Source organism: Winogradskya consettensis (assembly GCF_018332715.1).
GTDB lineage: Bacteria > Actinomycetota > Actinomycetes > Mycobacteriales > Micromonosporaceae > Actinoplanes > Actinoplanes consettensis.
In genome coordinates this window covers 281,308-305,401 of record NZ_BOQP01000052.1, presented here as the reverse complement: position 1 = coordinate 305,401, position 24,094 = coordinate 281,308, and the positions used below count along the sequence as shown (strand labels likewise).

17 protein-coding genes and 1 tRNA gene are annotated in these 24,094 nt (G+C 69.3%); 13 read left to right on the top strand and 5 right to left on the bottom strand.

Going from position 1 to position 24,094, the window contains the following annotated elements; translation table 11 throughout:
• The first annotated feature begins 81 nt into the window (after window positions 1-81).
• On the top strand, window positions 82-882 hold the full coding sequence (locus Aco04nite_RS42435; protein ID WP_213002818.1) for a hypothetical protein: 801 nt from the start codon (window positions 82-84) through the stop codon (window positions 880-882).
• On the opposite strand, the gene Aco04nite_RS42430 is transcribed toward Aco04nite_RS42435, so the two are convergent.
• Complete coding sequence (locus Aco04nite_RS42430; RefSeq protein ID WP_203836729.1) at window positions 879-1,538, bottom strand: response regulator transcription factor; 660 nt, start codon at window positions 1,536-1,538, stop codon at window positions 879-881. The genes Aco04nite_RS42435 and Aco04nite_RS42430 overlap by 4 nt on opposite strands.
• A complete protein-coding gene (locus tag Aco04nite_RS42425) occupies window positions 1,526-2,758 on the bottom strand; it encodes a sensor histidine kinase (RefSeq protein ID WP_213002817.1) in 1,233 nt (410 codons plus the stop codon). The genes Aco04nite_RS42430 and Aco04nite_RS42425 overlap by 13 nt, the downstream gene beginning before the upstream one ends.
• A 108-nt stretch (window positions 2,759-2,866) precedes the next feature.
• Here Aco04nite_RS42425 and Aco04nite_RS42420 point away from each other — a divergent pair, with 108 nt between their 5' ends.
• The 8 genes from Aco04nite_RS42420 to Aco04nite_RS42385 all read left to right on the top strand — a co-directional run bounded on the left by Aco04nite_RS42420 (window position 2,867) and on the right by Aco04nite_RS42385 (window position 15,058).
• Window positions 2,867-3,031, top strand: a complete 165-nt coding sequence (locus tag Aco04nite_RS42420) for a hypothetical protein (RefSeq protein ID WP_203836790.1) — start codon at window positions 2,867-2,869, stop codon at window positions 3,029-3,031.
• Between the two features lie 38 nt (window positions 3,032-3,069).
• Window positions 3,070-4,356 (top strand): hypothetical protein, encoded by a 1,287-nt coding sequence (locus Aco04nite_RS42415; RefSeq protein ID WP_213002816.1) that lies wholly within the window; start codon window positions 3,070-3,072, stop codon window positions 4,354-4,356.
• A 100-nt stretch (window positions 4,357-4,456) separates the two neighbouring features.
• Complete coding sequence (locus Aco04nite_RS42410; protein ID WP_213002815.1) at window positions 4,457-8,071, top strand: DUF4132 domain-containing protein; 3,615 nt, start codon at window positions 4,457-4,459, stop codon at window positions 8,069-8,071.
• Window positions 8,068-8,262: a hypothetical protein gene (locus tag Aco04nite_RS42405; RefSeq protein WP_213002814.1), complete on the top strand. Its 195-nt coding sequence runs from the start codon at window positions 8,068-8,070 to the stop codon at window positions 8,260-8,262. Before Aco04nite_RS42410 ends, Aco04nite_RS42405 begins: the two co-directional genes overlap by 4 nt.
• Window positions 8,259-9,392: an ATP-binding protein gene (locus Aco04nite_RS42400; RefSeq protein WP_213002813.1), complete on the top strand. Its 1,134-nt coding sequence runs from the start codon at window positions 8,259-8,261 to the stop codon at window positions 9,390-9,392. Before Aco04nite_RS42405 ends, Aco04nite_RS42400 begins: the two co-directional genes overlap by 4 nt.
• A 3-nt stretch (window positions 9,393-9,395) precedes the next feature.
• Window positions 9,396-11,783: a DUF5682 family protein gene (locus Aco04nite_RS42395; protein ID WP_213002812.1), complete on the top strand. Its 2,388-nt coding sequence runs from the start codon at window positions 9,396-9,398 to the stop codon at window positions 11,781-11,783.
• Window positions 11,776-12,903, top strand: coding sequence for a VWA domain-containing protein (locus Aco04nite_RS42390; RefSeq protein ID WP_213002811.1), 1,128 nt, complete (start codon window positions 11,776-11,778; stop codon window positions 12,901-12,903). Before Aco04nite_RS42395 ends, Aco04nite_RS42390 begins: the two co-directional genes overlap by 8 nt.
• A 67-nt stretch (window positions 12,904-12,970) precedes the next feature.
• Window positions 12,971-15,058 carry a YehQ family protein gene (locus tag Aco04nite_RS42385; RefSeq protein ID WP_213002810.1) on the top strand — a complete coding sequence of 696 codons (2,088 nt, stop codon included), beginning with the start codon at window positions 12,971-12,973 and terminating at the stop codon, window positions 15,056-15,058.
• Here the strand turns inward: Aco04nite_RS42385 and Aco04nite_RS42380 are convergent.
• Window positions 15,010-15,807 carry an SAM-dependent methyltransferase gene (locus tag Aco04nite_RS42380; RefSeq protein ID WP_213002809.1) on the bottom strand — a complete coding sequence of 266 codons (798 nt, stop codon included), beginning with the start codon at window positions 15,805-15,807 and terminating at the stop codon, window positions 15,010-15,012. The genes Aco04nite_RS42385 and Aco04nite_RS42380 overlap by 49 nt on opposite strands.
• Before the next feature lie 154 nt (window positions 15,808-15,961).
• Between Aco04nite_RS42380 and Aco04nite_RS42375 the strand changes: the two genes are divergently transcribed.
• Together Aco04nite_RS42375 and Aco04nite_RS42370 are read left to right on the top strand one after the other, a co-directional pair.
• Window positions 15,962-16,387: a hypothetical protein gene (locus Aco04nite_RS42375; RefSeq protein ID WP_213002808.1), complete on the top strand. Its 426-nt coding sequence runs from the start codon at window positions 15,962-15,964 to the stop codon at window positions 16,385-16,387.
• Between the two features lie 96 nt (window positions 16,388-16,483).
• A tRNA-Lys gene (locus Aco04nite_RS42370) sits at window positions 16,484-16,558 on the top strand.
• A gap of 285 nt (window positions 16,559-16,843) precedes the next feature.
• Here Aco04nite_RS42370 and Aco04nite_RS49340 read toward each other — a convergent pair.
• A complete protein-coding gene (locus tag Aco04nite_RS49340; RefSeq protein WP_244876695.1) occupies window positions 16,844-17,302 on the bottom strand; it encodes a site-specific integrase in 459 nt (152 codons plus the stop codon).
• 702 nt (window positions 17,303-18,004) lie between these two features.
• Between Aco04nite_RS49340 and Aco04nite_RS42360 the strand changes: the two genes are divergently transcribed.
• The gene (locus Aco04nite_RS42360) at window positions 18,005-20,782 is read left to right on the top strand and encodes an AfsR/SARP family transcriptional regulator (protein WP_213002807.1); all 2,778 of its coding nucleotides are present in this window, start codon (window positions 18,005-18,007) and stop codon (window positions 20,780-20,782) included.
• 515 nt (window positions 20,783-21,297) lie between these two features.
• Window positions 21,298-23,154 (top strand): Ig-like domain-containing protein, encoded by a 1,857-nt coding sequence (locus tag Aco04nite_RS42355; protein ID WP_213002806.1) that lies wholly within the window; start codon window positions 21,298-21,300, stop codon window positions 23,152-23,154.
• A gap of 41 nt (window positions 23,155-23,195) precedes the next feature.
• On the opposite strand, the gene Aco04nite_RS42350 is transcribed toward Aco04nite_RS42355, so the two are convergent.
• Window positions 23,196-23,738, bottom strand: a complete 543-nt coding sequence (locus Aco04nite_RS42350; protein ID WP_213002805.1) for a hypothetical protein — start codon at window positions 23,736-23,738, stop codon at window positions 23,196-23,198.
• Between the last annotated feature and the right edge of the window lie 356 nt (window positions 23,739-24,094).

Genomic DNA, 24,094 nt, shown 5'->3' with positions numbered 1-24,094 from the left:
CAAACCGGTTAAGGTGATCGAAAATTTCGATCTATCGCCTACCTGGGCGGCTTCTATCTCTGGCGTAAGCGCAGCCGGGACATGCTCAGCAGGTTCGTGGACGACACCGTGACGCCGACCCGGCACTGGTCGATCCCGGCCTGGAACGCCATTCTCGTTGCCGGGCTTCTCCTCTCGCTGAACAACGCCGGCGGCAATCCCACCAACGCGGACGAACTGGCAGCGGCACTGGGCGTCGACGCGATCCGGCTGAGTATCCGGGTCGGCGGTCTTGTGGTGCTGCTGATCGGCGTGGTCGGCATCCGTGACCAGATCCGCCGTGCCATCGCCGCACCCGTGATCCCGAAGCCCCGCCCTGCACCCGCCCTCATCCCGGCAGCCACGCCCGCGCCTGCTTCGGCGAATCCGGCCGGGTCTTCGGCAACCGTCACGAAGAGCGCGCCCCGGCCCGTCGAACCCGTACCCGGATCGGAAGGTCTCCCCGCGGCCGACGACGCCTTCTGGCAGCAGGTCCGCGTCGCAGCCGCCACCGCGGGCGTGGTGCTCCTGGAGACAACCGGGCCGCAGGACCACAAGTGGAGACCGGTGCCGGCAGGCGGCGACGTCGCCACCGTCCGGGCAACGCTACGACCCGGAGCCGTCGTCACCATCTTCCCGGCGCCCCCGACCAATCGGTCGCCGGAGAGCTACAACCCGGTCAGGGCCGAGAAGTACCACGGCCTGCTCGAGTCCCGCGAGACCGGCGCGCTCTGGTACCAACCGGTCGACCAGCGCCGCCTGCCCGGCTTCCTCACCCGGGCCGGCTCGGTGGCACGGTGGGCGCTCTACCCGGTTGACGACCCCGCCCGCCCGCGAGCGGTGATGCCGATCGACACGCCCTAACCGCGGCGCTGGATGTCTTCGAGGTAGCGGAGGACGGCGGTGACTCTTCGGTCGGCGCGGTCGTCCGGGGATAGGTCGAGTTTCGAGAAGATGCTGCGGATGTGTTTGTGGACGGCGCCTTCTGTGACGAAGAGGCGTTCGGCGATGGCGGTGTTGCCCAGGCCCTCGGCCATGAGGGTGAGGACGTCGCGTTCGCGGGGGCTCAGTCTTTCGAGGCCGCTGTCCGGGCGGGTGCGGGTCAGTAACTGGCCCACCACCTCGGGGTCGATGGCTGTGCCTCCGTCTGCGACCCGGTGCAGGGCCTCGAGGAACTGCTCGACGCGGCCAACGCGTTCCTTGAGCAGGTAGCCCAGGCCGGCCGCTCCGCCGGCCAGCAGGTCGGTGGCGAAGGCCTGTTCCACGTATGCCGAGAGCACCAGCACCGCCAACCCGGGCTGGCGGCGGCGGGCCTCGACGGCGGCGATGATGCCCTCGTCGGTGTGGGTGGGGGGCATGCGGACGTCGACGATTGCTACGTCGGGTTTGTGCAGGTCGATGGCTTCCAGGAAGGTTGCTGGGCCGTCGGTGGTGGCGGCGACGTCCAGGGATTCGGCGCGCAGGAGCAGGGCCAGGCCCTCGCGCAGTAAGGGGTCGTCTTCCGCGATCACGATCCGCATGGCAGCTCCACGTGCATTGATGTCGGACCACCGGGTGGGCTGGTCAGGGTAAGGGTGCCGTCGCAGGCCTCGACGCGGCGGCGGATACCGCCGAGTCCCGAGCCCTTAGTCTCGTCCGCGCCGCCACGGCCGTCGTCGTCCATTTGAAGTATCAGGCGGTCGTGGTCGCGGCGGACCGTGACCGTGGCCGCCGTTGCTCCACTGTGTTTGGTGACGTTGGTGAGGGCTTCGGCCACGACGAAGTACGCGGTGGCTTCCACCGAGACTGCGCAGCGGCCCGGGACGTTGACGTCGAGGTGGCAGGGCACGCCGCAGCTGCGGGCCAGGCCGGTGAGGGCGCCTTCCAGGCCGCGGTCGGCCAGCACCGGGGGGAGGATGCCGCGGACGACCGTACGCAGCTCGGAGAGGGCCTGTTCGGCGGCGTCCTGGGCTCGGGCGAGGATCTCGTCGGCCGTTGCCGGGTCTCGGGTCAGGGCTCGGCGGGCCGCGCCGAGCAGCACGTTCACGGCGACCAGGCGGTTCTGCGTACCGTCGTGGAGGGATCTTTCGATGCGTCGCAGTTCGACGGCGTGAGCATCGAGGGCAGCGGCTCGGGTGGCGGTGAGCTGGACGACTCGCAGGGACAGGTCGATGTCGGCGGACGGCTTGAGCAGGACTCGGCCGGGGGCTGCCTGGAGTCTGGCCAGGAGCGGGCCGCCGCCGATGCAGACGGCGAGCCAGCCGATGCCGATCAGGCCGACGCCGAGTGCGTCGACGAGGTTGTTGATGGGGTAGTTGACGATGCCCGGGCCGCCCTGGTCCGCGGGGACGGCCCAGAACCATAGCGGGAAAGTTGCGTCCTGGACCGCGTACAGAGGAAGGCTGAGGCCGATGATCCCCAGGGCGAGACCGAGGGTGGCGTGCGCGGCCACCCACCCGAGCTCGCGTTGGACCGTGACGTCCCGGAGGGCGTCCTTGAGGCCGGCGGGCAGCGGTTCCGGGCCGATGATCTCCGGGCCCCAGCGGGACAGGCGTGCGCGCTCGCGGTCGGCGACGGATCGCACGATGCGCAACGTGGTCGGTGCGAAGACCAGGCCGACGACCACCAGGCAGGACGCCGCCACGATGAGCAGCCATACGACTGCGGCCAGGGCGAGCACCGCGGTGCCGAGACCGCCGACCAGATGCTCCAGGGCATCGACCGCGGCCCGGACGCGATCGAGGAAGCGAAGCCGGGACATGCCGCGACCCTAGGGCACCCGTGGAGCCGGGGCAGTACAGCTGGCTGTACTTACCTCGATGCGGCTGCTGGATCGCCGGAGCGGCGCCGGATTCGTAGCGTGAGGGTCATGAATCCTCGTCCTGTTCTGTGGCTGGTCCTGATCGTCAGCGCGGTCGCCAACACCGTGCTCTCCAGCGCGGGTGCGCACCTGATCGGTGCGGGCTTCGGCCTGATCACGCTCGCCTGCATCGTTGCGCTGGTCGTCCATCACTACCGGCACCGGGAAGGTTAGGGACAGCGGTACGCCGGTGAGCGGTGCGATACTCCCGTATGCGTTCGAGGTGGTGGTGGGTTTCCGGCGGTGTGGCGGCGATCCTGGTGCTCTGCGGCGGCGCTCTGGTGGTCCAGAAGTGGTACACGGGCATGCGGGGCGATCAGGAAGCTGCCGAGGTCGCGGCCTGGGCGACCGAGCAGGCGACGCTGGGCTCGTGGCCGGAGGCCAGGAAGGTGCTGGCCGCGCAGGCGACCGCTCTGGTGTCCGGTGACGAAGCGGGCTGGATGGCCGCCGTCGACGCGTCGCAGCCCGAGCTCCAGGGCTACTACCAGCGGCTTTACGCCACGATGCGGGAGTTGGGCGTCACCGGCTGGAGCTACTTCAGCGACTACGAGCCGCTGGAGAATTTCGGCACCTCCGAGATCCAGGCCAACGTCACCGTCTCGTACTGTCTCGGCGTGCTGGACTGTCCGCGGACGAGCCCGGCCGAGGACACGCTGCATCTCGAGCTCGCGACGGTCACCCAGAAGCTCGTGCTCGACAAGCGTGACGGCGCATACAAGATCATCGAGTCGCAGCAGACGGGTAAGACCCAGCCGCCGTGGCAGAACACCGAACTGACCTTCGCCACCGGTGACCGGGTTGTCGTCGCCGCGCCGGCCAGTGAGCGCGGGCGTCTGCCCGAGGTGGTCGCCGCCGCCGACAAGGCCGCGGCGGAAGCGGATAAATTCGCCCGCTATACCGGCGTCAAACCCGGCAAGTACCACTTGTATCTCGCCGGCGACAAGGAGTGGGGCTCCTGGTACGGCGGCGAGAAGGAGACCTATGCCGTCGGGTACGCCCACGCGACCGGCACCGTCGGCACCGACGTGGTGCTCGAGATGAGCGCCATGGACGACGCGGGTCAGCTGGCGCAGGCGCTGCGGCACGAGTTCGGGCACGTCGTGACGCTGAACGGCGCGGATCTCAGCGGCGAGCTGATCCTGGATCTGAACCAGTGGCTGAAAGAGGGCGTGGCCGACTACATCGGGCTTTTGCCCCGCAACAAGGTCGACTACGGCCGGATCGCCGCGCTGCGCGGCAAGCCCCTGCCGAAGGACATCCGGGTCGACCAGCTCACGGAGGGCGCCACCAGCGCCGATGCCGCTCGCCTCTACGGATATGGCTATCTCGCTGTGAACTGCATGGCCACCAAGTACGGCGAGGCCAGGACGATGACCTTCGTCAACGCCGCCCTCCGGCAGCACAAAACCAACGACGCCGCCGCACATCAGGCCTTCGGGGTGCTGTTCAGCAAGGTCAACAGCACCTGTCTGAGTTACTTCCGGACGATCGTCGGCTGACGGCGGTTTTCTGTCGTACCGGAGCGCTAACGTTCCCGCACTGCTGCCGATGCACCTTGTCGCAGCGGTGCGGTCAGCGTTGTCGGACGAAGGTTGGCGCATGCGAAGTTTTGAGTTCGTCGAGGGCAGCTCGGCGAAGTTCTGGGAGATCGACCTCGACGGGTCCGAGGTCACCGTGCGGTGGGGCCGGTCCGGCACAACCGGCCAGACCAAGGTCAAGACCCTTGACGACCCCGCCTCTGCCGCGGCCCACGAGACCAAACTCATCGCCGAAAAACTCCGCAAGGGGTACGCCGAAACGACCGCGACTACCGCACCCGCCTCGGTCTCCCCGCCGGCGCCCGCCCCTGCCGTTGCGCGGGATGAGGACACGTTCGTCTTTCCGGAGGCCTGGCACCGGCATCGTTTTGCGCGCCGGGGCAGCAGCGGAGTCGGCCGGTTCACGCCCGACCCCAAGGCCCGCAAGGTGGTCGACGAGGAGCTGACCCGCACGCCGGGCCAGGTGACCAAGGTCCTGCAGGCACCCACCACCGACATGGCGGTCTCCCTGCAAGCGGTGGCCTGGCTCGAGGGCCACGCCGACGCCACCCCGCTCGGCGCCGCTGCCGTGGCGGCGGCCACGGGCCTGGGCGCCTGGCAGCATCGCGATCGCCTGATCGCCTTCGCCGACGTCTGGATCGCCGAGCACGGCCTGCGCTTCGCCGCCGAGGCCGCCGTCGAGTTGATGAGCCTGATCGTCCAGGACGACGCGCTCCCACCCGGCCCGCGATACCACCACGGCAAAGAGCAGTATGGCGTCCGCCACATGCGCACCGGCGAGACCCGGCACTCCTACTACTCGGACGCGCCCGTCATGATCGCGCTACGGGTCCGGCATGCGCTCGCCTCCGCCCCCGAGGCCGAATATGAGCAGGTCGTCGCGGCGCTCACGCCCTACCGCGGAGCCAACGCCTATGCGCGGGCCGGCACTTCCCTGGTCCTGCCCGAGCAGTTGGCGTGGGTCGACGAGGACGTGGCCGCGGCGGTGGCCGATGCTGACGACTACCGCGGCTCGGTGCTGCTGACCGCGGCCTCGACCGCCGCGCAGGTGGATGCGCTGGTCCAGGTCAGCAGAGACTCGATGATCTTTTCCACGCTGGCGATGCTGACCACCCTGCTGGACGGCGCCGGCACCGACGCCGCCGGGGCACTGTTCCACTGGCTCGGCAACGAGTGGGCCGACGCCGACGCGCAACGCCGGCTCCTCGCCGCGCTGGCCGCTCTGCCCGGCGACGACATCATGCGTGGCCTGGTCGATCGGGTCGACAGCAAATACGTCGCGCCTGCCCTGCTCGACGCCGCCGAGCGTTACCCCGCTCGGGCCCTGCGCCTGCTGGCCGAAGGCGCGTCGAAGCGGTCCGTCGCCGATCTTCTGCGCGCCCAGGTCCTCGCCCACCCCGAGATCGTTGAGCCGGTCCTCGCCGAGCTCACCCCGGCGGCGGCCGCGCGCATCGAGGCGATTGTCGGGGATGCCGCCGCGCTCGTGGTCGCTCCGCTCTCCGCCGTGCCGCCGCTGCTCGCCGACCCACCGTGGCAGCACCGGGGCAAGGCCACCAAGCCTGTGGTGATCGCCGGCCTGGCCTGCACCGATCCCGCCACCATCAGCTGGAGTGCCGGCGAGCGTGACGCCTGGGCCGACACCCCGTTCCACCGGCACAGCTACCAGCGCAGCACCGAGACCTGGAAGCGCCGTGCGGAGCGGGTCATCACCAACCAGACCGCTTGGAACGAGCCGCCCACGTTCTTCGTGGAGGCGCCCGAGGAGATCGCCCGGCCGGTGCTCGCAACGTGGCGGTCCCGCGAGACCTGGCAGGCCGGCGGTTGGATGCGTCCCGTCGTCGCGCGCTTCGAGCTGGAGGCCCTGCCCAACGCGCTGGACCTCGCCCGGCGCACCCCTGCTGACGTTGCGCCGGTGGTCGCGCCGTATGCGTCGCCTGAGATCGCGGTGCTCATGGCCGACTGGCTGGGACGGCTGAAGACAGTCCGGCCCGTTGCCCTCGCCTGGCTGCTGAGGCATCCCGTCGAGGCCGCCCGGGCGCTTGTCCCGGTGGCGCTGGGCAAGCCCGGGCTTCCCCGGCGCCAAGCCGAGAATGCGCTGCTCGCCCTGCGTCAGCACGAGCACGGCGACACCGTCCGGGGTGCGGCGCAGACCTACGGGCCCGAGGCCGCGGCTGCGATCGACACGCTGCTGGCCGCCGACCCGCTCGCGGCGCTGCCGGCAAAGCTGCCCGCCGTCCCGGCCTGGGCGGTGCCTGGCCTGCTGCCGCCGCTGAAGCTGCGCGACGGGTCCGGCGTCCTGCCCGCCGAGGCGGTCGCGAACGTCATCATGGTGCTGGCCATGTCCCGCATCGACGAGCCCTATGCCGGGCTGGAGATCGTCAAGCAGGCCTGCGACCCCGAGAGCTTCGCCGAATTCGGGTGGGGGCTGTTCAGCCGGTGGCAGACCTCGGGCGCCGCCGCCAAGGAAAATTGGGTGCTCGACTCGCTGGGGCTGCTCGGCGACGACGAAACCGTGCGCCGGCTCAGCCCGCTGATCCTGACCTGGCCCGGCGAGGGAGGCCACGCCAAGGCGGTCACCGGTCTCAACGTCCTGGCCGCGATCGGCTCCGACGTCGCGCTGATGCACCTGCACGGCATCGCCCAGCGAGCCAAGTTCAAGGGCCTCAAAACCGCGGCCGGTCAGAAGATGGACGAGGTCGCCGCGGCGCTCGGACTGAGCGCCGAGCAGCTCGCCGACCGCCTCGTCCCCGATCTCGGTCTCGAACCGGACGGCAGCATGGTCCTCGACTACGGCGCCCGGCAGTTCACCGTCGGCTTCGACGAGCAGCTGCGGCCCTACGTCGCGGACAGCACGGGCAAGCGGCTCAAGGCGCTGCCCAAACCGGGGGCGCGTGACGACGGCGAGCTCGCGCCTGCGGCGTACAAGACGTTTTCGGCTTTGAAGAAGGACGTGCGCACCATCGCCGCCGATCAGATCCGCCGCCTGGAGCGTGCGATGGTCTCCGGGCGGCGCTGGACGGGCGCCGAGTTCCACCAGCTGTTCGTCGAGCATCCGCTGGTCTGGCACATCGTCCGCCGCCTGGTCTGGGGGCTGTACGACGAATCGGGCACGCTGACCGGCGCGGTCCGGGTCGCCGAGGACCGCACCTTCTCCACCGTTCAGGACGACGAGACGACGCTCCCCGACGACGCCATCGTCGGGGTCGCCCACCCCCTTCAGCTCGCCGACGGCCTGCCGGACTGGGTGGAGGTCTTCGCCGACTACGAGATCCTGCAGCCGTTCCCACAGCTCAGCAGGCAGACGTTCGCGCTCACCCCGGAGGAGGCGGCCACCAGCCGGCTCACCCGCTTCGAGGGCATCACCGTGCCGACCGGCCGCGTCATCGGTCTCGAACGCCGCGGCTGGCGTCGCGAGACACCGCAGGACGCCGGCATTCAGGGCCGCATCGAGCTCACCGTCGACGCCAAACGCGAGGTTGTCATCGAGCTCGACCCGGGCATCGCCATCGGTGCCATGGACATCTTCCCCGAGCAGAAACTCGACATGGTCTTCCTCTGGGACATCACCAACGGCAGCCGCTGGGGCAACCGCGGCGACGGCCACCTGCCCCTCGGCAGCCTCGACGCCGTCACCATCTCCGAAGTAATCCGCGACCTGACGGAGATCACCGCATGAGCACCAACACCTGGCAATCACCCCGCCCGACCACGGCTATGCACGGTTCGGAGCTGAGCACTTTCGGCTCCACCACGAGGCCGGTCATACCCCTCCAGACCGTGCTGTCGCGGGCGGTCCTGCGCAGCACGGTCTCTGCCACGTTCTTCGCGGCGTGTGCTGCCGGCAACCGGGAAGCGGGCGGGAAATGACCGGCCGTTCCCGCCCCGCCATCGAGGTGGTCGAGGTCACCGAGGGTGCCGACCAGGTGCAGCGCCCCTCCGCGGAGGTCCGTTACGCCGACGAGCTGGCCCGGTTGCGGGAGGCCGACACCGCTGCGCGGCCGCCGGGGTGGGCGCTCAGTGTTCAGGCCGCCCGGCGGTTCGTGGTCGGCGACGAGAAGCTGAACGTGAGCCGCAAGTTCGTCGGCGATCCGTCGCTGATCGACCGGGCGCTGATCACCCTGGCCACCAGCCGCGGGTTGATGCTGGTCGGCGATCCCGGCACGGCGAAGTCGCTGCTGTCCGAGCTGCTCGCGGCCGCGGTGAGCGGCGACTCGACCCTGACCATCCAGGGCGGTGCCGCCACGACCGAGGATCAGATCCGTTACTCGTGGAACTACGCGCTGCTCGTCGCCGACGGACCGTCGACCCGGTCGCTGGTGCCGGCGCCGCTGCTGCGAGGCATGGCCGAGGGGCGCACCGTGCGGTTCGAGGAGATCACGCGGTGCCCGCTCGAGGTGCAGGACTGCCTGCTCTCGCCGCTGTCCGACCGGGTGCTGGCCATTCCCGAGCTGACCGGGCCGGAGTCGATGGTCTTCGCTCGGGACGGCTTCAACATCATTGCCACGGCGAACACCCGGGACCGCGGGGTCAACGACATGAGTTCCGCGCTCAAGCGGCGCTTCAACTTCGAGACGGTGTTCCCGATCGCCGACTTCGTCACGGAGCTGACGCTCGTCGCCGACGAGGCCGCCAAGCTGCTGCGGCGCTCCGGGGTCACCGCCGAGCCACGGCGCGATGTGCTCGAGGTGCTGGTGACGACGTTCCGTGAACTGCGTACCGGTGAGACCGCTCGGGGCGACTCGATGGACCGCCTCTCGTCGGTGATGAGCACGGCCGAGGCGGTCTCGGTGGCCCACGCCGTCGGCCTGCGCGGCTGGTTCCTGCGCGGCGAAGCGGGCAACGCCGAGGACGTGGTCGCCTGTCTCGCCGGCACCGCGGCGAAGGACAACGCGGAAGACCTGGCCAAACTCCGCCGCTACCTGGCCCAGCAGGTCAGCTGGCGCGGCGGCGACCAGTGGCGTGCCCTGCACGAGGCACGCCACCTCCTCCCGGGCTGAGCCGTGGCTGTCACGTTCATCGGGGTCCGCCATCACAGTCCCGCCTGTGCACGGCTGGTCGCTGCCACGATCGACGAGCTGCGGCCGGCGTACGTCCTGATCGAAGGGCCGGCCGACCTCAACGACCGCATCGGTGAACTCCTGCTCGGCCATGAACTGCCGATCGCGATCTTCACGAGCTACCGCGACGAGGAACGCCGGCTCGGCTCCTGGGCGCCGATGTGTGCCTACTCCCCGGAGTGGGTGGCGCTCACCCATGGGCAGGCGGCCGGTGCGGAGCTGCGGTTCATCGACCTGCCGGCGTGGCATCCGGCGCTCGAAGGGCGCAGCAACCGCTACGCCGACGCCGAGCTCCGGTATGCCGACGTCATGGAACGGCTGTGCCGCAGCTTCGACGTGGACAACGTCGACGTGCTCTGGGACCACCTGTTCGAGTTCGCCCCCGACGACGAGTTGGCTGAACGGCTGGCCACCTACTTCGACCTGGTCCGGGGCGAATCGGCGGCGGGGGAGTCGGACACGGCTCGGGAGGCGTACATGGCGTCCTGGGTTCGTGCGGCCACCGCGGCGGCAGGGGATCGGCCGGTGGTCGTGATCACCGGCGGCTTTCACCGGCCCGCCCTGGTCGCAGCGAACGCTGTCCCGCTTCCTTCGTCGTGGCCCGAGGTGCCGGCGTTGCCGGAGGGGGCGCTCGGGGGGAGTTTTCTCGTTCCGTATTCGTTCCGGCGGCTCGACGCGTTCGACGGGTACCAGTCCGGGATGCCGTCACCGGCCTATTACCAGGAGCTTTGGGAGTCGGGGCCGGAACGGGCGGCGCAGCATCTCGTGGAGTCCGTGGCCGGGCGGCTGCGGGAGCGCAAGCAGGCCGTGTCCACAGCGGACCTCATCGCGGCCAGGGCCACGGCCGAGGGGCTGGCGACCGTGCGCGGGCATCGGCATCCCGCGCGGACCGACGTGTTGGACGGGTTGGCTTCGGCGCTGGTGAACGAGGCTCTGGACGTACCGTTGCCATGGTCTTCGCGGGGGACGCTGCGGGCCGGGAGCCATCCGGTCGTGGTGGAGATGGTTGCCGCGCTCAGCGGGACGCGCGTCGGGCGGCTGCATCCCGGCACGCCCGCGCCGCCCCTGGTGCACGACCTCGACGTCTCGCTGGCCCGCTTCGGCCTCGACGGGGAGACCGATCTGGATCTCGACCTGACCCAGCGGGCTGAACGGGATCGCAGTCAGGTGCTGCATCGGGTGCGGGTGCTCGGGGTGCCCGGTTTTCATCGCGGCTCCGGTCCGAGCACCGGCCTCGACCCGGTGCTCCGGGAACGGTGGGCGCTGCGACCCGATCCGGGGCGCCTCACCGCCGTGATCGAAGCCGGCGCGTATGGCGCGACGCTCAGTGATGCCTGCGCTGCCGTTCTTGCCGAGCGCGCCGCAGCGGCCGGGCGGGATGTGGATGCGCTCGCTGCTGTGCTGTTCGATGCGGCTTTGGCCGGGATTACCGATGTCTCTGACCAGGCGCTTGCCGACATCGACGCCACCGTCGCGGCGGCTGCGGACCTGGGTGCGTTGGGGCGGATGCTTGCTGTGGTCCTCACCATGTGGCGTCATGACCGGATTTTTGGCACCGCCCGGACGGCTACCTCGGGGCGGGTCATCGTTGCCGCTGTTCGCCGAATTCTGTGGCTGGCTGAGGGCGTGCGCGGTGGGCCGGCGCCGGCGGATCTTCCTCGCATCGCTGCTCTGGCTGCTTGCCGGGACGGGTTGCGGCATGCCGGGGGTGCGCTGGGGCTGAGTGTTTCCGATGCGCTCGAGGTTGCCGGGCGGGTGGCTGCCGATTCCGGTGCGCCTCCTGACCTGCGGGGGGCGGCCTTCGGCTTGCAATGGGCGTTGGCCGACCTCACGCCCAGTTCCGGGACCGACGCGGCCGGTTCCGGGACTGATGCGGTCGGTTCCGGGAACGGTGCGGGCGGTTCTGGGAACGGTGTGGGCGGGCTCGGGGCCGATGTGCGCGGGTCTGGGGTCGATGCTTTGCGGGTGGTGCGGGGGGCGTTTGTGCCTCAGTCGGCGGGGGACTGGCTGGCCGGGCTCTTTGCTCTTGCGCGGGAGGAGGTGCTGCATGCCGAGGGCGTTGTCGGGTTGCTCGACGAGTTGCTCTCGGCGATGTCGGCCGAGGACTTCCTGGTTGCGCTGCCGGGGCTGCGGCAGGCGTTCGAGTTCTTTCCGCCGCGGGAGCGCGAGACCATCGCCGGGCGGTTGCTGGCGCGGCGCGGGCTCGGGGGCACCGGGCGGAGTCTGCTGCGGGGTGTGACCGAGCCGGAGGTTGTGGCGGCGGGGATGCGGCTTGATGAGCAGGTGGAGGCGTTACTGCTGCGTGAGGGGCTGGTGGGCGGGCGTGACTGATCCGGAGCTTGAGCGGTGGCGGCTCGTGCTGGGGGAGCCGGCGAGTGCGATGGGGGCGCTGGGAGCCGATGGGGCGGCGCGGGATGCGGCGCTCGAATGGCTTTACGGGCGCGACGGTGACAATGACCAGCGGGATGTTCGGCGGGGGCCGGGTGGGCGTAGCGGGGGTGACGGGGCTTCCACGCTGACGACCGTCGACTGGCTCAACGACATCAACCGGCTCTTTCCGCAGGAGACCATCGAGCGGCTGCAGCGGGATGCCGTCGAGCGGTACGAGATCAATGACATCGTCACCGATCCCGCGGTGCTGGAGACCATCGAGCCGAATCCGGCGCTGCTGCGGGCCGTGTTGCAGACGAAGCATCTGATGAATCCCGAGGTGCTGCGACTGGCGCGGCGCATCGTGGAGGCCGTGGTGCGTGACCTCATGGCGAAAATGGCTACGGAGGTGCGGGCGGCCTTCACGGGTACGCGGGCGCGGCGGCCGAGTCGGTGGAAGCAGGCCCGGGACTTCGACATGCGCCGGACGTTGCGGGCGAACCTTGGGCACTACCGGCCCGACGAGCGGCGCGTTTTTATCGAGACACCGCACTTCTTCTCGCGTACGCGTAAGCATGTTGAGCAGTGGCAGGTGATTCTGTTGGTGGATCAGTCGGGGTCGATGGTCGAATCGGTGATCCACTCCGCGGTCACGGCGGCTTGCCTGTGGGGGTTGCCGGGCGTGCGGACCCACCTGGTTGCGTTCGATACCGACGTGGTCGACCTGACCAGCGAGGTGGACGATCCAGTTGAGCTGCTGATGAAGGTCCAGCTCGGTGGGGGCACCGACATTGCGAGGGCCGTTCGGTACGGTGCCGGGCTGGTCGAGCAGCCCCGGCGGGCGATCGTGGTGTTGATCAGCGACTTTTACGAGGGTGGGTCGACGGCGACGCTGGTCCGGACGGTGCGGGAGTTGGTTGAGCAGGGGACCAAGGTGCTCGGGCTGGCGGCGCTCGACGAGCAGGCCAACCCGGTGTATGACCGGGATACGGCACAGCGGCTTGCGGATGTGGGAGCTTCGATGGGTGCGATGACGCCGGGGCAGCTTGCGGCATTCATCGCTGAGCAGGTGGCGCGGTGAGGGCGGGGGAGCTTGTCGTTCCTGTCGCCGGGCGGGCGGCGCGTCCTCTTGCTGAGCAGGTGGCGCGGTGAGGGCGGATCTGTTGGCGCTGACCGTGGAGACGCTGGCGGAGTTGAGCAATCGGGGGCTGGTCAAGCGGGCTGGTCGGGAGCTTGAACGGGTCGTGCCGGTGCTTACCGAGGACGGCGACGGGACGGTGCACGCCGCTTATCCGGACGGGGTTGGCACGGATCTGCCTGGCGGGGGGCTTGAGTTCGGTACATGTAGCTGTGGTGCGGCGGGGATCTGCCGGCATGTGGTCGGCCTTGTGCTGGCCTATCAGCAGCAACGACCAGGCATCGCGCCCGTGGCTGGGTCCGGCTCCGCCTCTGGATCCGGCTCCGGGTCCGGTTCCGGCTCCGAAACCGGCTCCGGTTCCGGCTCCGAGACCGGATTCGGCTCCGGCTCCGGCTCCGGCTCTGGGGCCGGTGAGATTGGGGCGATCGGCGGGGAGGCGGCATCGGGAGAGGTCTGGTCGCCTGGGGAGTTCACCGATGAGCAGTTGATCGCGCGGATCGGGGAGCGGATGGTTGCGGCTGCTCGCCGGGTGAAGAACGCCGGGTATGTGGCGCGGGTGCATCGGGGGCGGGCGGCGGATCCGGTGCCGAGTGTGGAGCTTCCTACGGCGACCGTGCGCTTTCTCGTACCCCACGAACTCGGGTTTGCCCGGACCGATGCCGCTGTCGGGGTTCGGGACGATGTGCTCGCGCTGGCGGTGTGGGCGTTCCGGGTTGCCGACGAGCAGGCGGCCGGCGGGGACGATGTTCAGGTGCAGGTCGGCGGGGGTGCGGCCGCGGTTGGTGGGGCTGGGCTGGAGAGTGCTGTGGCGCTCGCTGGGCTGGTGCTGCGGGAGGGGGCGGTGCACGTCGGGGCGGGGCTGGCGGCTGATGTGGCTGTGGTGCGGCGGGAGCTGGAGAGCGCGGGGATGCGGTGGCCGTTGCTCGCTGTGGAGGACATGGTTGGGCAGCTGGACGCGTACCGGAATCGCAGTGCTCGGTATCGGCCTGAGGCCCTGGCCGATCATGTCGCTGAGCTGTTCGCGCGGCATCGGGCGGTGACCAACGGGGGGTCCGGGCTGCGGTCGCGGGTGCTCGGCACGGATGAGGCCTCGGAGACGCCGTTGCGGCGGGCACGGCTCGATGGGCTGGGGGCGCGGGTTTCGGCGGTCGGCGAGGAGAGAGTCGTCGACTTGTTTCTCGCGCATGCGGACAGTTCGACGGTGCTGGTGCTGCGGCGGGCGTACGAGACGGATGAGGCCGGACCGCAGCTGGCAGCGCGAAGGGTGGCCGGGGTGACCATCGGTGCGCTCGCCGGTGGGGCTGTGGTTACCGAATCGGCGGCACGCAGCGCGAGCCGGGCGGTCCGGCTCGGCACGCGCCGACTCAGCCGCACCGAGGCGATGGTGTCGCGTGGATTCTGGCAGGACCTGCCCCGGGCGCTGATCGCCGACGACCTGACCGCGCTCGCCGCCGAGTTGAACGCCCTGCCGCCGCGGCCGATCCGGGCCCGGGTGCAGGCGGAACTCGTCCGCGTCATCCCGGTCGCCGAGGTCCGCTCGGTCAGCTACTCGCCGGGTGCGCAACGCCTCGACGCGGTGATCGCGGACGCGGCGGGAGCGACCGCGGTCGTGTCGGCAACGTACGAGTCCTGCGCGCCGGGACGGCTGGACAGCATGGCCGAAGCGCTCCGGGATGAAGTCCGCTTCGTCTCAGGAACTGTCCGGCGCAGTGGCGGCGGCGTGCTGATCGACCCGATTGGATTCGCGGTGCAGGGCGGTGTTGTGGTCCCGGACCTGGCACCGGCGGTCAGGGGAGCCGACCCGGACGATCAGCCGGGGCCGTCGACGGACCGTATCGGGCAGGCGCTCGACGATGCCGCGGCGCTGCTCGGGGAGGTCGCGCATCGGGGATTGCAACACTCGCCGGCGACGATGGGCGGCCGGCTGCGAGGGTCGGCGACCCGGCTGAAGGGGACAGGTCTGCGCCGGGTGGGCACATCGCTGGAAGAGCTCGCCGCGCTTCTCGGCCCCGACCCGGGCGATGCGGCGGTCGAGGCCTGGACCGATGCCTACCTGCGGGTGAGCGTGGCAGGTGACATGCGTCCGACCGCGCCGTAGAGCGAGGCCTCCACCGGCTCCGCGGACCGCCACTCACCCACCGGGACGGTGCCCGGGTCGACCAGCTCAAGGCCGGCGAAGAAACCGGCGAATTCGGCCCGGGTGCGTGGGTGGACATCCGATCTGCCCGTACGCAGTGACTCGTCCCAATTCGCCTTCACCTCCGGCGTCAGCAGGTCGGTCGTGGCGCAGGACATCGCCAGGTAGCTGCCGGCGGGCAGGGCGTCGAGCAGAACCCGCACGATCCGCCGTGCCTCCTCCTGCTCCGGCAGGAAGTGCACGACCGCGACCAGCACCAACGCCACCGGCTGGGTCAGGTCTAGGATCTCCAGCGATTCGAGGATCCGCGCGGGCTCCCGCAGGTCGGCTTCGAGGTAACGGGTGCGGCCCTCGGGAGTGCTGGTCAGCAGGGCCCGGGCGTGGGCTGTGACGAGCGGGTCGTTGTCGGCGTACACAACTCGGCAGGTCGGGTCGATGGCCTGCGCGACCTCATGGGTGTTGTCCGCGGTCGGCAGGCCCGTGCCGATGTCGAGGAACTGCCGGACACCGGCCTCAGCGGCGAGAAACCGGACGGCACGCTGCAGAAACGCCCTGTTGGCGCGGGCGGCTGTCCGAGCCGCAGGGTACGACTTGGCCAGCAGATCCCCGGACTCGCGGTCGGCCGCGAAGTTGTCCGTGCCGCCCAGCCAGTAGTTGTAGCGTCGCGCGGGGTGCACCACCCCGGTGTCGAACTCGTCCGTCACCTCCATATTGGACTCCACGATGCCGGATTTGCCTACCGGACGCCTCAACATTTGCCTACCGGACTCCTCGATATTTGCCTACCGGGCTCCTCGGCATTTGCATATCGGGATCTGAGCGTGGCTTGAGCTTGGCTTGAGCCGGGGCTCCGATCAGGGAGGCATGAGCGCAGAGATCAAGGTCGTGTGGGGTTCGATGACGGTGATTCAGGGCCTGAACCGTACGGCGGACGCGGGTGTCGAGTGCAGCGTCGTGCTGCCCTCCTGCCAGCCGGCCGGTGGCCTGCGCGAGTCCGCGTGGCCGGTCGCCCAGCACCTCTTCGCCCAGGGCATCTCCTGCGAGATCCTCGCCGTCTGCACCGAGCCGTCCGAAGCCTGCGCCCACGCCGTCGCCGACCTGAGCTTCGTCCGCGTCATCAACGCCCCCGACCGCGCCACCGCCATCACCCACGCCCTCACCGTCGCCCGCGGCGTGTGGGTCACCATCGCCGACAACGTCGAGAACACCGGCATCGACCCGCTCGAGGTGGCCGAGAGCCTCCACCGCGCTCGCGAGCGCGAGGTCGAAATGGCCCTGAGCGAGGTCTGACACTGCCTGTGGATAACCCTGTGCATAAAGCCCGCTGCCCGAGAGGGCTGCCGCTGTCCCGCCTCGCTCTCCCGCGTCGGGTAATCTGATCAGCGCGGGCTGCTAGCTCAATGGCAGAGCTGAGGACTTTTAATCCTTAGGTTCCGGGTTCGAGTCCCGGGCGGCCCACCAAAAACCCTGGTCAGAGGGGTTGCGCTGCTACCTCGCAGCATAGCTGGGTGCCTCGTGCAGCAACGAAGTACAGCAGTAGCTCAGCGGTCGAGCGATTCGCCCAGCTTCTTCAGGGCGGCGCGGGTCGATGCCGACGACACCACCGTGCAGATCCCCATCGTGATGGCGAACTGTGCATGCCGGAGGATCTGCATCGCCACGCGCGGGTGCACGTCGAGGCCGGCCAGCAGGGAGGCGCAGGTGCGCCGGGCATCCCGGACGGTGATCCGACGGATGCCGGCCGCGTCACACCGCCGGTCCCCCGCAGCGGTTGAAGTTGCGCGGCTCGATCGGCGTTCCGAAGCGGGTCGTGAAGACGAGCTCCGACAAATGCCATGCGTCGCCGGCCGCCTCTTTGGCTGCCTTCTGAGCGACGGCCCGCTTTTGCAGAGCGACTGAGTAGACGTCCGGGAACGGCAGCGCGTCATCTGAGTTGGGAATCTTGGTCTCGCGGTGCAGGAGCTCATGGCCGACTCGCTGGAGCTGCAGATCCACCATGATCTCGCCGACGCCGAGGTCAATGCGGTCCCACGTCGTGCCCGGCATCTCTCCCTTGCGCAGCCGAGCTTTGTCGCTCGTCCATGCCCGGCGCTTCTTGACCCGCGTCGACGGCAGCTTGACCTTCTTCGCCGCGTTCTGTGTGAGGTGCCCATCGGTGATCGCCTGGTTGAGCAGCGTCCGCAGCACCCGGCGCAGATGGACCACGGTGTTTGCCGAAGGCAGGTTGCCGCAACGCTTGCCGAGAGCGCAGCACCGCTGGGCCGGCGGCCGACGGGAGTCCTTGCCTTGAGCACAGCACTGACAATCCCGCCGCAGCCGGTTCAGTCACGTCTGCACGTCGCTGTTGAGCAGCTTGTCGAGCCGTCGCTTACCAAGGCCGGGAACGATGTAGCGGTGCCGTAGTGGTTCGCGTCGCCTGCCTTCGAGCCGGTTCGGGCGTGGCGGGCGGTGGATGTCTGGGAAGCGAGCACGTGCCGGCCGTCGCGTGCCCGGTCGAGGTTTCGCCGGCGGAGCTGGCGGAGCCGCCAGCCCGCAGATGCCCATGTCCATCGCCTCTGCGAACGCCGCAGCTGCGCAAGGCACCTACTGACAGCGAGGTGACACGGCGGCGGTCCCACCGGGCGTGGCTGAGGAATTGTCAGCCCGGTGGTTTCGTCTGCGCCATCACGAGGTCGCGGCCGTCGAACTCGACCGGCCGGAAATCGTGAACAGGGCCGAGCCACCCCCGTATTACATGGCCCGGCCCGTCCTCGGTTTCCGTCGGCCGGCTTGATCGTCGTGACGCCAAGCTTGGCCTCGTACTGTTAATAAAGTGTTGTCGCCGAGGCCCGGCGGATGTGACGCTGGTCCGCGGGGAGTGACAGCGTGCCGTCGGGATGTGCAGACGTTCGAGAACGGGAGACCGCGGTGGAGGTCCGACTGCTGGGTCCGGTGGAGATCTGGGCGGACGGAAGATCGGTCGAGCTCGGTCCACCGCAGCGACGGCACACGCTGGCGGCCTTGGCGGTCGATGTGAGTCGCCCGGTCACCATCGACGCTCTTGCCATGCGCGTATGGGACGAACCGCCGCCGACGGCGGCCCGTGTTCTGCAGGTGCACATCACTCACCTTCGGCGGCTGTTGGTTTCCGCGGCAGGCACGCCACCGGCCCGCCTGCTGCGCCGCTCCAGCGGCTACGTCCTCGACATGGCGCCCGAACGAGTCGACGCCCACCGGTTCGCCGATCACGTCCGGCGCGCCCGCGGTGCCGACCCGTCCACTGCGCTGACGCTGCTGCGTACGGCGCGCGGGTTGTGGCGAGCCAAGCCACTCGATGGTCTGAAGGGGAGCTGGGTCGAACGCTCCCGTGACGCGTACAGGGAGCAGTACCTCGCCGCTACGGTGGCTTGGGGGCTCGCCGAGTTGCGGGTCGGCAGCCCGCTCACGGTCCTCGGACCACTGACTGAACTCGCCATTGATCACCCACTGACGGAGCCGCTGGCCGATGTGGTGATTCGCGCTTACGTAGCCGCCGGCCGGCCCGCCGACGCGCTGGCGTATTACGCCGAGTTCCGTCGTCGGCTCGCCGAGGAGTTGGGTGCCGATCCCAGCGCCACACTGCAGACGCTGCACCAGGCCATTCTGCGCGGCGAACCCGTGGCGCCGCGGGACACCGCCGAAAAGGTGGCCGGAGTGCGGGCAACCGTAGTCATGCCGGCCCAACTGCCGGCGGATGTTCCCGGTTTCGCCGGCCGTACCTCGGCACTGCACACGTTGGACTCTTTGCTCGCGGAGACAGCGATGGCCGTCGCGGTGGTGTCCGGCACCGCGGGGGTGGGCAAGACCGCCCTCGCCGTGCACTGGTCCCACAAGGTGCGGTCCCGTTTCCCGGACGGCCAGATCTTCCTGAGCCTGCGCGGTTTCGACCTCACCGGACAGGTCGTCTCCCCGCAAGAGGCGCTCCGCAGCCTGCTCGATGCGCTGGGCGTCGCACCTGAGCGTGTGCCGGCCACCCTCGACGCGCAAGCCGCCCTGTACCGCAGCGTGGTGGCCGGCCGGCGGCTACTACTGGTGCTCGACAACGCCCGCGACGTCGAGCAGGTCCGGCCGTTGCTGCCGGGCACCGCTACCGTTGTCGTCGTGGTGACCAGCCGCGCTCACCTCACTGGCCTGCTGGCCGACGGAGCGTCCTCCCTACCGCTGGGCCTTCTGTCCAGAGCGGAGGCCGAGGAACTGCTGATCAACCGGCTTGGACCGGGGATCGCCGCACAGCGCGACGCCATGGATCAGGTCATCACGGCTTGCGCCCGGTTGCCGCTGGCATTGAGCATTGCCGTGGCCCGGACCCGGCAGACGAACTTTCCGCTGGCTGCGCTCGCCGCCGAGCTCAGCGAGGCCAGTGACCGGCTGACCGCGTTGGATGTCGGCGACCCGGCCAGTGACGTCCGGGCGGTGCTCTCGTGGTCGTACGCCGCGCTGAGCGAGCCCGCCGCCAGACTGTTCCGGCTGCTCGGGCTCGCCGTTGGACCCGACTTCGACGTCCCTGCGTTGAGCAGCCTGGCCGGGCTGCCGGAGCGGGACCTTCGCACGCCCCTGCGGGAGCTGACTCGTGCGAACCTGGTGACCGAGTACGCCCCCGGCCGCTACAGCCAGCACGACCTGCTGCGCGAGTACGCCGCCGAGCTCGCCCGCAGCGATGATTCGGAAGATGTCCGCCGGGCGGCCATAGTCCGACTGCTCGATCATTACGCGCACACCGCATATGCGGCGGACCAACTGCTCAACCCGACCCGTGAGCCTGTCGTGCTGCCCCTCGGCGAGCCGTCAGCCGGCGCGTGCCCGGAACGGCTCAAGGATCTCAACGCCGCCATGAGCTGGTACGGCGAGCACCGTGCCGTCATGCTGGCCGCGCTGCGCCAGGCCGCTGCGGTGGGGCTAGACCGGATCGCATGGCAGCTGGCCTGGTCGCTGGACACCTATTCCACTCGGAAGGGTCATGTGCACGATCGGGTCGCGGCCTGGCAGATCGCCATCGAGTGCGCAGGCCGCCTCGGCGAGCTGCCGGCCCGCGCCTACGGGCATCGCAACCTGTCTCAGGCCAACACCCGGCTCGGCCGCTACGGGGAGGCAAGCGACAACCTGAGGCGCGCGCTGGAGCTCTTCTCGACGATGGGCGACCGCATCGGTCAGGCCCGCACCCAGCACCACCTCGCGTACCTGTCGGGCCAGCAGAAGCAGCCCGCGACCGCCCTCGATCATGCCCGGCAGGCTTTGGTGCTCTTCGCCGGCACCGATGACCGGACCGGGCAGGCCGAGGCGCTGAACGCGATCGGGTGGTACCACGCGTTGCTCGGCGAGTACGAGCACACTCTGTCGCACTGCCGGCAGGCACTCGAGCTTTTCGAGGCGGACGATGACCTGCACGGCGCCACCAGCGCCTGGGACAGCCTCGGGTTCGCCCACCACCACCTCGGTCACCTCACCGAGGCCGTCGACTGCTACCAGCGTGGCCTCGTTCTGGCCAGGACCCTGCATCACGACGGGTTCGTCGCCGATCTGCTCGTGCACCTCGGCGACTCACACTGCGCGGCCGGGCATCCCGCCGCAGCGCGCATCGCGTGGACGGAGGCGGAAAGACTGCTGACAGCGCTCGAGCACCCGGGCGTCGACGACGTTCAGGATTCGCTGCGCCGGCTCGACGACTGACGTCCGGCTGAGTGGGTGCGCTAAACGGGGCAGCGGCTCGGGGGTGGGGTCTCCTAGGATGCCTCTACTTTGATGTTTCGGGTTAGCGCGGGAGGAACCCGTTGACGCATTTCATATTTCGTTGGGCTGTGGCGGGGACGGTTGCCGCTGTGGCGTCTGCCACGTTGGCGGCGCCGGCCTTTGCGGACAGTGACTCAGTTTTGCTTGCAGGAGCGTCGCAGCAGCTCAGCGCTGAGCTGGGTGGGGACTTCGATGTCACCCTGTCGGTTACCAATAAAGGGACCACGGCGCTGGATGGTGTTGGGGTTGCGCTCAATACCGGGTGGGCTTTTGAGACCACCGATGAGTTCTCCAACTGTGACTACTTCGAGGGGGCGGCGCGGCTCTGTACGTTCGGTGAGACGTTGGAGCCGGGGAAGAGTTACCGGGTTGTTCTGCCGTACAAGGTTCGTGCGGACACCCGTGCGCCGGTTGGCTTGAACGGTCAGTTCAGTTGGCTGACCGCTGCGGAGGTTGTGGGGCGTGACCGGGGCGCCGCAGGCGTCGGCGGCACCCTTGAGTTGCAGGAGGGCGACAAGCTCGGGGAGAGCACGAGTGGCTCCTTCCAGGCTGTCGATGTCGACGTGAGCGGCACGAACGGCGTTGACCTCGTCGCGATCGGGGACACGGTTTCCGGTGCGGTCGGCGACGAGGTGCAGGCCACGGTGGGTGTGCGCAACGCCGGGCCGGCTTCGCTCGACGGGTCCGGGTTGTCGTTGGCCGAGGTTGTGGTGGCGATTCCGGCCGGTACGTCGTTCGTCAGTGCGAAGGACTGCGAGCAGGACGAGGACGTCTCGCACTATGTCTGTGCGGCGCCGTCCCTGTTCAAGGCGGGGGAGACCGCGACCTGGACGTTCACCTTGAAGGTCGACAAGGTGGTGGCTGATGCGCAGGGGACGGTTCGGGTGAACCCGCCGTGCCAGTGCAAGCCCCTCGCGGACCTGGACGCGTCCAACAATGCGGCGCTGCTGGCGGCGAACCCGAGCACGGGCGACGGCACCGATCGGAGCAAGCCGGTCGTCGTGGACACCGGTCTTCTCGCTGGTCAGTGGGCCCCCGCGGAGCTTTCGTTCGCACCGGGCACGGCTGACAACGTCGGCGTTACCGAGGTGGGGGCGACCGTCAACGGGTCGCTCAAGGTGGATTGCACCCTGGCGGGTGGCTGCAAGGTCTCTACCAAGAGCCTCAAGAACGACACCGACGCCACCGTTGTCGTGCGGGCCACTGACGCTGCGGGAAACTTCGCCGAGAAGTCGGTCAAGGTGCACGTCGACAACGTGCTGCCCACCGCTGGGTTCTCGCCGGCAGCGGGGTCGCCGGTGCAGAGCGGGCCGGTTCCGATCACCCTCACGGGCGTGTCCGATGACGCGTGGCGGGTTGATGTGATCGACGGCGGGGTGCGTAGTCAGCTGATGGAGGACCCGCCGCGGTCGTACACGTGGAATGCGACCAGCGGAGCTACCTCGCCGCAGTTCGTTCTTTTCGACTTCGCCGGCAACACCACGACCCTGGCTACCAACTACGTTGTGGATGACCAGGCGCCGGTGATCGCGCGGGTGGACTTCGGCGGGTCGTATTCGACGAACCGGCTGGACACGGGTGCGGGCTGGGTCGGCGGCGTCAGCACGCTGAAGCCGACGGTTCAGGACGGGTCGAAGATCGCCCGGGCCGAGTGGAAGGTCAACGGCGCGGTGAAGTCGAGCAGCCAGACCTTCTCCTGGGACGCGCGTAGCCTCGGGGCCAGCGCGACCGTGCAGTTGCAGGTCTGGGACGTCGCGGGCAACACCTCGTCGAAGTCGTTCAAGGTGAACATCGACAAGGCCGGCCCCACGATGACCGTCGCTCCGAGCCAGAACAAGCTGATCCGGGGTACGACGTACGTGACCTCGGTCAAGGCTTCGGACGCGCACGGTGTTGCGGTCACGAACCTCAAGAGCAAGAGCGGATCGGTGACGTCGGTACGCGTCTCGTCGGGCAAGGACGGCGTCAAGGCGATCACGTGGGTGGGCGTCGACAAGCTGGGCAACTCGGCAAGCGTTACGCGGACCTTGATCGTCGACAACACCGCGCCGACGGTCAAGGTCACCAAGGCGCCGAAGAACAAGTCGAAGCTGACCAAGAAGGTGACGTTCGCGGCGTCGGCGAGCGACCGTAACGGCGTGGCCAAGGTGCAGCTGCTGGTCAACGGCAAGGTGGTGGGTACCGATGCCAAGGCCGGCTACAGCTTCGTGCTCAACCCCAAGAAGTACGGCAAGACGTTCACGGTTCAGCTGCGCGCGTACGACAAAGCGGGCAACCTCCGGAACTCCGCGAAGCTGACGTACCACCGCTGACGTTCGATGCCCGCCTTTCGCAAGGCGGGCATCGAACGGCGTCAGCCCAGGACAGGGGCAGCGCCGTTGTCGACGAAGGAGTACGTCGTGGTGAGTTCCGCGTCGCCCAGCTCCTCGGCGATCAGGCCGGTGCGGGGGAAGTACTGCAGGAATGCGCCAGCGTTGCTGATGGCGTACGTCGGGCGGCCGTTGTCTTTTGCTGTTTGCTTGGTGATGTCGAACAGCTGACCCGCGCGCTTCGTGTCGCAGGTCGCTGCCACGGCGGTCAGCGGGTTGCTGCCGTTGTTCTTGATACCGATGCAGGCGGCCTTCGTACCATCGCCCGCCTTCGCGGTCTTGATCTGCCACTTCGCGCCGACGGGGCTGAGAACGAACAGCCCGTAAGCCGGCTCGCCGTCGGTCAGGTTGAGCCGTCCCTTGTTGTCGATCCCGACAAGCGACTCGAACGACGGGATCGGCTTGATCACCACCTGACGCTTTCCGGCCAGGATGGGGTCGGTCGCCGCGGCCGAGGCCGACGAGCTGACCGCTAGCGGGGCGAGCACGATGCCGGCGGTCAGGGCGCCGATGAGCAGCTTCTTCATGATGGTCCCTCTTTCCGATCGTGGTGCGGTGGTGATGAGGACCATGCTTGCCGCTGCTGGCCGCCGAATTCGGTGATCACGTCCCATGCGGCACGAATTGTGGAGAGAACCCGATCGGGTGTCAGCCGGGGCGTCGGCGGCGGGCTGGTGGGTAGGATTTCGCCGTCACCCCGTCGGCGGAGGTTTGTTGGTTTGGCGAAGCTGGTTCTGACTGAAGCTGAGTCGGCGGTCCGCGATGCCATCGGGGCCAGGGCCTTCGCCAAGGCTCGCTCGGCGGTAGCGCGGGGTGACCTCACCGACGTCCGTTGGGATCGGCTGGCCGGGCGCGGCCGCGCCAAAGTGCGGGGTGCGGGGAA